12 protein-coding genes and 1 tRNA gene are annotated in these 5,622 nt (G+C 63.5%); 12 read left to right on the forward strand and 1 reads right to left on the reverse strand.

Annotated elements, in window-relative coordinates; genetic code table 11:
• Window positions 1–49 precede the first annotated feature (49 nt).
• Window positions 50–1,195 carry a M48 family metallopeptidase gene (locus tag M3P27_13410; protein MDP9269304.1) on the forward strand — a complete coding sequence of 382 codons (1,146 nt, stop codon included), beginning with the start codon at window positions 50–52 and terminating at the stop codon, window positions 1,193–1,195.
• 197 nt (window positions 1,196–1,392) lie between these two features.
• On the opposite strand, the gene kdsB is transcribed toward M3P27_13410, so the two are convergent.
• Window positions 1,393–2,145: a 3-deoxy-manno-octulosonate cytidylyltransferase gene (gene kdsB, locus M3P27_13415; GenBank protein ID MDP9269305.1), complete on the reverse strand. Its 753-nt coding sequence runs from the start codon at window positions 2,143–2,145 to the stop codon at window positions 1,393–1,395.
• A 126-nt stretch (window positions 2,146–2,271) separates the two neighbouring features.
• On the opposite strand from kdsB, the gene M3P27_13420 reads away from it, so the two are divergent.
• The 11 genes from M3P27_13420 to M3P27_13470 all read left to right on the forward strand — a co-directional run.
• Window positions 2,272–2,348: transfer RNA gene (locus tag M3P27_13420), tRNA-Met, on the forward strand.
• A 31-nt stretch (window positions 2,349–2,379) separates the two neighbouring features.
• Entirely contained in the window at window positions 2,380–2,751 is a 372-nt protein-coding gene (locus tag M3P27_13425; GenBank protein ID MDP9269306.1) for a hypothetical protein, read from the forward strand.
• Window positions 2,741–2,944: a hypothetical protein gene (locus M3P27_13430; GenBank protein ID MDP9269307.1), complete on the forward strand. Its 204-nt coding sequence runs from the start codon at window positions 2,741–2,743 to the stop codon at window positions 2,942–2,944. Before M3P27_13425 ends, M3P27_13430 begins: the two co-directional genes overlap by 11 nt.
• Window positions 2,941–3,183 (forward strand): hypothetical protein, encoded by a 243-nt coding sequence (locus tag M3P27_13435; GenBank protein ID MDP9269308.1) that lies wholly within the window; start codon window positions 2,941–2,943, stop codon window positions 3,181–3,183. The genes M3P27_13430 and M3P27_13435 overlap by 4 nt, the downstream gene beginning before the upstream one ends.
• A complete protein-coding gene (locus M3P27_13440) occupies window positions 3,180–3,509 on the forward strand; it encodes a hypothetical protein (GenBank protein MDP9269309.1) in 330 nt (109 codons plus the stop codon). The genes M3P27_13435 and M3P27_13440 overlap by 4 nt, the downstream gene beginning before the upstream one ends.
• Window positions 3,506–3,751 (forward strand): hypothetical protein, encoded by a 246-nt coding sequence (locus M3P27_13445; protein ID MDP9269310.1) that lies wholly within the window; start codon window positions 3,506–3,508, stop codon window positions 3,749–3,751. The genes M3P27_13440 and M3P27_13445 overlap by 4 nt, the downstream gene beginning before the upstream one ends.
• Window positions 3,748–4,059, forward strand: coding sequence for a hypothetical protein (locus tag M3P27_13450; GenBank protein MDP9269311.1), 312 nt, complete (start codon window positions 3,748–3,750; stop codon window positions 4,057–4,059). The genes M3P27_13445 and M3P27_13450 overlap by 4 nt, the downstream gene beginning before the upstream one ends.
• Entirely contained in the window at window positions 4,056–4,325 is a 270-nt protein-coding gene (locus M3P27_13455) for a hypothetical protein (protein MDP9269312.1), read from the forward strand. Before M3P27_13450 ends, M3P27_13455 begins: the two co-directional genes overlap by 4 nt.
• Entirely contained in the window at window positions 4,322–4,672 is a 351-nt protein-coding gene (locus M3P27_13460; protein MDP9269313.1) for a hypothetical protein, read from the forward strand. The genes M3P27_13455 and M3P27_13460 overlap by 4 nt, the downstream gene beginning before the upstream one ends.
• Window positions 4,669–4,947: a hypothetical protein gene (locus M3P27_13465; GenBank protein MDP9269314.1), complete on the forward strand. Its 279-nt coding sequence runs from the start codon at window positions 4,669–4,671 to the stop codon at window positions 4,945–4,947. The genes M3P27_13460 and M3P27_13465 overlap by 4 nt, the downstream gene beginning before the upstream one ends.
• Window positions 4,937–5,622 (forward strand): hypothetical protein (locus tag M3P27_13470; GenBank protein MDP9269315.1); only part of this gene is annotated, 686 nt, incomplete at its 3' end. The genes M3P27_13465 and M3P27_13470, both read left to right, overlap by 11 nt.

The raw sequence follows: 5,622 nt of genomic DNA on the forward strand, positions 1-5,622 counted from the left end.
GCCTTTGCCATTCTGTGATCTGCCTTCTGCAATCTACAATGCCCTTTACATGGCTCTCCCCCTGCATGAGCCGCAGCCTGATACCGCCCAGGCGCGGCAGTACAACCGCATCCGCCGCTGGCTGAGCGTCGCTGACGTTGCTCTTGGCGCGGCCTTCCTGGCGCTGCTGCTCGCCCTGCACTGGACCAACCGCCTGCGCGACTGGTCTTTCGATCTCACCGGACAGCGCTACGCCCTCGCCCTGCTCGCTTACGTCGCCATGCTCACGCTCATCAGCCAGCTCATCGGCCTGCCGCTGGACTTCTACTCCTTCCGGCTGGAACATCGCTATCAGTTGTCGAACCAGAAACTCGGCAGTTGGCTGCGGGACCAGGTCAAGGAGTGGCTGGTCGGACTGGTGCTCGGCGCGGTCGTGCTCGAACTCATCTACTTCACCATCCGGTACGCGCCCGACTTCTGGTGGCTCATCGCGTGGGTCGTGGTCATGGGACTCTTCGTCATCTTCGCGCAGCTTGCCCCCGTGCTGCTGCTGCCGCTGTTCTACAAGTTCATCCCGTTGGAAGACGAAGCGCTCAAGCAGCGGCTGGTCAAGCTGAGCGAGCGCGCTGGCACGCGCGTGCGCGGCGTCTACGAGTGGAAGCTCTCCGAAAAAAGCAAGAAAGCCAACGCCGCACTCACTGGGCTGGGCGCAACGCGGCGCATCATCCTGGCAGACACGCTGCTCTCGAACTACACCGGCGACGAGATCGAGGCGGTGCTGGCGCATGAGCTCGGCCACCACGTCCACAAACATATCTTCAAGAGCATCCTGGTGCAGGCCGGCATCACGCTCTTCGGATTCTGGGCGGCGGACCGCGTGCTGCGCTATGCGATCGTCGAGCGCGAGTGGTTCGGTCTGCGCAGCCTGGGTGACTTTGCCGGGATCCCACTGCTGCTGCTGGTCTCGAGCGTGCTCTCGCTGCTGTTGTTGCCGCTGCTCAACGCTTACTCGCGCTTCAACGAGCGCCAGGCCGACCGCTACTGCTGGGCGAACATCCCCGCCGTCGATCCGTTCGTCACTGCGATGAACAAGCTTGCCGGCCAGAACCTGTCGGAGCGCAATCCCTCGCGTGTGGTCGAGGTCCTCTTCCACTCGCATCCGCCGGTCGGCAAGCGGATCACCGCCGCCGAAGCCTGGGCTGAAAAGAAAGCTTGACGAAGCCCTTGACAGCGCCACTTACTTTCGCTTAGTATTCGCCTGTAGAACCACGCCAAAAATGCCGGGTAGGAGACGGCACTTGTGCCGTCTAACAGGCCGGCACAGCCGAGATCGAACCGAGATCGAACCGAGATCTCAGCTCGTAACTCTTTGAAAACAATATACCGGCCCAGGAGGGGGAGGGGGTATCTCGGTTACCGCTGCGCGAGCAGCATTTCGACCCTTTGGAGGTCTTCTTCCGTGTCCACTCCAACGGTGTCGAACGGTACCTCAGCCACGTATATCCCGATCCCGTTATCGAGAAAGCGCAACTGCTCGAGGCGTTCGGCGCGCTCCAGGTTGGATTCCGGCAGCGTGCAGAACCGGTCCAGCGCCGGTTTGCGATAGGCGTAAAAGCCGAGGTGTTTGAAGTACCGGATATCTCCGCTGCCGTCGCGGTCGAATGGGATCGTCGCGCGCGAAAAGTAAAGCGCCCGGCCGGCGAGGTCGGTCACGACTTTCACCGCATTGGGATTGGCAACGTCGTGCTGCGGGCACGGCGTCTTCACCGTCGCGACCTCGACCTGCTGTCCGCGCATCAGATCGAGCATCGCTTGGATGTGTTCGGGACGCGCCAGCGGCTCGTCCCCCTGCACATTCACATAGATATCAGCCGCCACCGCCTGAGCGACCTCACGCACCCGGTCAGTGCCGCTGCGGCAGTCCGGCGAGGTCAGGCGCGCGTTCCATCCGTGCTGCTTGCAAACGGCCAGGATCTCGTCGGAGTCGGTGGCCACGATCACCTCGGCAAGGCTGGCGCAACGGCGCGCGGCCTCATAAACGTGGCCCACCATGGGCTTCCCGGCGATCTCGCGCAGCGCTTTGCGGGCCAGGCGCGTGGAACCCAGCCGCGCAGGGATGATGGCGATGGCTGTGGCAATGGCTTTCGGGTTCATCGTCGGGGGCATTGTAAATGCTGCTTCGGTTTGACCGCGTCCGAAGCGGACTTTTACAATGAGAATGCGTGACCACCTCACGCACGGCTCGCTTGTCGGGCCGTCCAGCCTTGAGGGTTTTCACCCGACAAGAAGAGTGGCGGCGTAGCTCAGGTGGCTAGAGCGAGGGTCTCATAATCCCTAGGTCGTTGGTTCGAGTCCAACCGCCGCCACCAAGATTGCTCGATGGCACTAGAGGTAGCGCTAGTGCACGAGCATGGTCCCAAGATACAGACATCGTCTTCTGCAAGCGATGGGCGGCAGCCCGCCGGTCATCAACTCTTTCAACACATTCTCGCCCTCGCGGATGACGCCTATTTCTTAGGACATCCGGAGTGGGAAACCATCGTTGCCGACGCTCGGCGCGCCGCCGAGGCCAGGGAGCTGAGCGCGCTGATCACCGATGGCCTGCGCGAAGATCCGTCGCTCACTGTCATCGATGATGGCTTCGTTCACGCGGTAGAAAAACAGATCGGCGTGACCTTCCCGCCACCAAGCTGGTGCGCGGTCGATCCCAAGATGCTGTGCGCGGCGGTGCTTAAGGTCGCCGGTGCCCTGAAGGTTCCCCATGCGAAATAGCGACTTCCGCAACGAGTTCGGCGTCCCGATGTTCCGGCGTCCGCTGTACCTGGTCCCGCGACGTAAGCCACGTCCCATCCTCTCGCGAGGCGCCATTCAGATGCTCATCTATGCGGTGATCCTGCTAGCCATCGCTGTGTTCGGCAGCGGGCTAGTCGTTGCGGCAGCGAAGGGCAAACTGGTGATTCCGTGAAGGCCGGCCCGGTGAAACGCGGGAACTTATTCGCGACTGCACCGCTCCATCTGCCGGCCGTGACCGCGTTCGAGCAGTTCGTGCGCGCGCAGGGAATCCCGGAGGAGCTGTGGACGAAGTCGCGGGAGTTGCGCGCTTGGGCGAGGCGCAACTACACCGTCCACTATGTGCCGGAAGTCCTGCTACACCGCTTCGGCCTCAACCCTGAGCGCGAGCGGCGCTCTCGGGGTGAAGCGTGAGCACCCGCCCGAACAGCATCACGGCCCCGCTGCCGCTTTTCGACCCGCGCCCAATCGATGTGCGCTTCGAACAATTTAACGCCGACCATCCTGAGGTCTATCGGCTCCTGGTCCGGTTCTGCCGCGAGCTGAAGGATGCCGGCCGCTCGCACTATTCGGTGGACGCCCTCTTCCATCGCCTGCGCTGGTACTACCACGTCGAGAAGCGCGCGGAGGAACCATTCAAGCTGAACGACCACTACACCTCGCGCTACGCGCGGCTCATCTCCGCGCAGGAAACCGATCTCGCTAACTTCTTCGAGACGCGGAGGCTGCGCGCGCAATGAGCATGGCAGCCATCTGGCGCACCGGGTGTTGCAGGCGCCTCTTTGTCAGCGGTCGCTACCGCGGCAACGCGATGTCCCAGCACCTCGAGGACTGCGATCACTGTCGCGCGGCCGACGGCTCGCCGCGCAAGCAGGTCCCAGCCGACTTCGTCACCTACATGGACGATGCACGGCTCACCACAACCGACGTCCGCCGGCGTCACCTCACTGCTGCAGAGAGTCAGCTGGTGGAGGCCGCATGAGCGGAGACATGCGAGTCCGCGGCGCAGGCGTTGTGTTCAAGCGCCACCTCGCCATGACGCCGAAGCGCCAGAAGGTCCTCGACTTCATCGCGGACTACTTCTCGCTGCATACCTACGCGCCCACGGTGAGAGAGATCGCCACCTCGCAGCGCCTGGCAATATCCACCACGCACAAGCATCTGCAGGCCCTCTCCGCCATGGGACAGATCACGTGGAAGCCGAACCAGAAGCGCTCGCTCAAGCTCGGGCCGAAGTTCGAAGGCCCGTGCCCGGCGTGCGGCACAAAGGCGAAAGGAGCGGGAGCATGAGCGAGAGTGACGGCAACCTCTACCAGTGCAAAGCAACGCACGCTGGCGGGATGCGCTGCGCGAGCGTGAAGCGCGAGGCAAATCATTGGTTCCTTATCTTCCTCGACCCCACCGCGGACCAGGGACAGGCCTTCGCGTGCCTGCCATTCGATGAAGAATCCGTGAAAGAACTCACCGATCTCGGCGCGGACGTGCTCTGGGTATGTGGGCAGGCCTGCGCGCAGCGGCTCTTCGAGCGCTACCTCGCTACGGGGAAGCTGGCATGAGAAGGAAGCGTCCCATCGAAGAGCGGCCCGCCTTCTTGCGCGCGCTCGCGCGCCGCCGGCTGAGCCGCGATCACTCCAAGGTCGGCAAGCTGCCGCCACCGTTGCGGACGTCTGGCACCGAGGACCTGACCATCGAGCGTATCCAGGTAGAAGCCTGGTCAACGAAGCGGAGCAAGCCGATGTGGTTTGTGAGCTGGTTGACGAAGGAAGGCCGCGTCGAAGCCTCGTGCTTCGATCAGCGCGCCATCTACGCACTGCAGAAGGCGCGCATCGCTGACCTGACCATCAAGGTGCGCGTCCGCTATGGCCGCGGCGGACACTGCACCATCGTTGAGGTGCTCGCGTGACGAACGCTGAGAAGCACCGCGAGCGCGCCCGCAAAGACTTGGCCCTCATTCGGGAGTGGCGCGGCGAGCTGTGCCGCTGCGGGCGCCCGAAGAAGCCCAAGTACACGCTGTGCACGAGCTGCTACTTCATGCTCCCGCCGAAGCTGCGCACGCGGCAGGCAGCGCGCATCGATGACCCCGATTTCTGCACCGCTTTCCGCGACGCCCTGGTCTGGCTCGGGGCGTTGGGACGATTCAAAAAGCAAACACTGAAGGAGAACGTGAATGGCGACTAAGAAGACAACAGCAAAATCCGCAGCGCAGGAAGCGGTGGAATCGAAACACGTCCTTGTGCTGCGCACCTGCAGCGCGGACCTCACCTCGAATTCGTATCGCCTGGTCAAAGGCAAGAAGGTCAGCGGCACGCCCTTCGTGTGGCCGGAGAAGGGCAAGGTCGAATGCACCGATTGGGATCCTTCGCCGGTGTGCGGCGGAGGCCTGCACGGTCTCGCGTGGGGTGACGGCAACGCGCGCCTGCTCGACAACTCGAATGACGCGAAGTGGCAGGTGGTGAAGGTACTAGAGAGCGACCTGATCGCAGTGGATGGCGACAAGGTCAAGTTCCCGCGCGGCGAAGTGATCTACACCGGCAACATGGCCGATGCGATGGCGATGGTGATCGCCGACAGCTGGCACATCGACAACACGGTGAGTTCGATCCAAGAAGAGGCCGCCAAGAAAAAGGCTTCCAGCAAGGCCGCGTCCTCGGGCGACTCCAGCAAGGCCGCGTCCTCGGGCGACTCCAGCAAGGCCGCGTCCTCGGGCGACTCCAGCACGGCCGCGTCCTCGGGCGACTCCAGCACGGCCGCGTCCTCGGGCGACTACAGCAAGGCCGCGTCCTCGGGCGACTCCAGCACGGCCGCGTCCTCGGGCGACTCCAGCACGGCCGCGTCCTCGGGCGACTCCAGCAC

This window comes from Acidobacteriota bacterium, from assembly GCA_030774055.1.
In the GTDB taxonomy this organism is placed as follows: Bacteria; Acidobacteriota; Terriglobia; order Terriglobales; family Acidobacteriaceae; genus JACPNR01.

Bases quoted from the DNA above. Each gene is read 5' to 3' on its own strand.
- M3P27_13455 (MDP9269312.1), top strand. From the start codon at position 4,056: ATGAGCGAGAGTGACGGCAACCTCTACCAGTGCAAAGCAACGCACGCT.
- M3P27_13450 (MDP9269311.1), top strand. From the start codon at position 3,748: ATGAGCGGAGACATGCGAGTCCGCGGCGCAGGCGTTGTGTTCAAGCGC.
- M3P27_13460 (MDP9269313.1), top strand. From the start codon at position 4,322: ATGAGAAGGAAGCGTCCCATCGAAGAGCGGCCCGCCTTCTTGCGCGCG.
- M3P27_13445 (MDP9269310.1), top strand. From the start codon at position 3,506: ATGAGCATGGCAGCCATCTGGCGCACCGGGTGTTGCAGGCGCCTCTTT.
- M3P27_13430 (MDP9269307.1), top strand. From the start codon at position 2,741: ATGCGAAATAGCGACTTCCGCAACGAGTTCGGCGTCCCGATGTTCCGG.
- kdsB (MDP9269305.1), bottom strand. From the start codon at position 2,145: ATGCCCCCGACGATGAACCCGAAAGCCATTGCCACAGCCATCGCCATC.
- M3P27_13410 (MDP9269304.1), top strand. From the start codon at position 50: ATGGCTCTCCCCCTGCATGAGCCGCAGCCTGATACCGCCCAGGCGCGG.